The organism is Niastella sp. sgz303648, assembly GCF_059587045.1.
Genome location: NZ_JCAPSW010000069.1, coordinates 1 through 673, shown reverse-complemented (window position 1 = coordinate 673; position 673 = coordinate 1). Strand labels below are relative to the sequence as shown.

General features: G+C 41.2%; 1 protein-coding gene. It reads right to left on the bottom strand.

Annotated features, from left to right (window positions below; translation table 11 throughout):
- Positions 1 to 53: 53 nt before the first annotated feature.
- The coding region (tnpC, locus tag AC59IL_RS38945; RefSeq protein WP_496557672.1) for an IS66 family transposase at positions 54 to 673 on the bottom strand (620 nt) is incomplete at its 5' end.

The window sequence follows — 673 nt, the reverse complement described above, 5'->3', positions numbered from 1 at the left end:
GTATCCCTCCGGGAAGTTTAACAATGGATAGTAAAATAGTTATTAGTTTTGCTCTAAGCAGAAGTGCTTTCTATTTTTTGCTGTCTGTTCTTTTTCCAGTTGTGAGGTAGCAGCTCTTTGATTTTGTTGATAGGTGTTTCCTGGATGTTTTGACTTAATACATCTTTAAGCCATTCGTATGGGTTTACATCATTGAGTTTGCAGGTAACCAATAGGGAATATAGACGACCAGCTCGTTTTGCTGCCTCATGAGAACCACAAAACAAGTAGTTCTTTCTGCCAATAGCTACAGATCGCATGCACCTTTCAATTGCGTTATTGTCAATGTGCAGGTTGCCGGTTGTTGCATACAGGCTTAATCCTTCCCATCGTTTTATACTGTAGGCAAAGGCTTGTGCAATGGCTGTCTTTGGTCGAAGCTGCTCATATTCTTTTTTCATCCATTCGCCCAATTGCTGCAGTATAGGTAACGCTTCTTTGCTCCGCTTTTCTTTGATCTGCGTAATGGTTAATTGTTGCTGCCGGCATGCTTCTTCTATTTCATACAGCTTATGCATTTCTGTGAGTACATGCTCTGCCCTGGCTTTATCATTGGTCTGAGCGTCAAATATTTTCCTGCGGGCATGCGCCATGCAATAAAAGCCAGTAATGCTTTTATTCTCTAATTTAGCGT